General features: G+C 61.0%; 2 protein-coding genes. One reads left to right on the top strand and one right to left on the bottom strand.

Translation table 11 applies throughout. The features are described from left to right. A partial coding sequence (locus IMZ11_RS43195; RefSeq protein WP_228649443.1) for a hypothetical protein occupies positions 1 to 258 on the top strand: 258 nt, incomplete at its 5' end. A 45-nt stretch (positions 259 to 303) separates the two neighbouring features. Here IMZ11_RS43195 and IMZ11_RS43190 read toward each other — a convergent pair. Further along, positions 304 to 652, bottom strand: a 349-nt coding sequence (locus tag IMZ11_RS43190; RefSeq protein ID WP_228649441.1) for an N-6 DNA methylase, incomplete at its 5' end; no start/stop codon positions are given.

The following is a 652-nucleotide window of genomic DNA, read 5'->3' as shown; positions in this document are numbered from 1 at the left end:
CTCTTACGACATGCGACCGCGCTGAGTTCCCGTGCGCTGCTCGATCAGCTGCCGAGTCTCGCGCAGCAACATGCACTTGTCACAGGCGTCAGCACCGGTGTGCCGGTCGCTGTGCGCGTGCGGGATGTTGAGGACCCCCCGAGAAGCGATGATCCTGACTTCATCAAGTCGTGGAGCACCATTGAGAAGCTCTCGGAGCTTGGGGATCATATCGATCGGGTGGTTAAGGGCTGGCAAGGAGAAGCTCCAAGCTCGTGATGGCGTCAACGTGTCAAGTCGGATTTGCGGCGCGCCTCGACTGTCTCATGAGACACAGAAATTTCGCATAAACGCCGGATCCGCCACCACCACCGACGGGTCAGCGAAACCTTCCGGCCGATCAAGACGGCCCACCAGCACGTCCTCTGCCAGCCGCACCATCTGCTCGATCACCTGGTGCGGCGTGTAGTACGAGCCCGAGAGCTTGCGCAGCTCCGGGTCGTACTCCCCCAGGAACCGCTCATACAGATGCAGATAGGTATCCCGGTTGCCTGCACGCACTTTCGGCCAATCGACCGCCCCGATGACGCGCACCAGCAGGTCCAACGTCACGCGGAAATCGGCAGCCACATAGTCGGTGAGCAACTGCAACGCCCGAGACATCAGTGAGTGC

This window comes from Microtetraspora sp. AC03309 (assembly GCF_020826795.1).
GTDB lineage: Bacteria > Actinomycetota > Actinomycetes > Streptosporangiales > Streptosporangiaceae > Microtetraspora > Microtetraspora glauca.
Note: the sequence above shows the minus strand (reverse complement) of the source record. Positions and strands in the feature narration are given on the sequence as shown.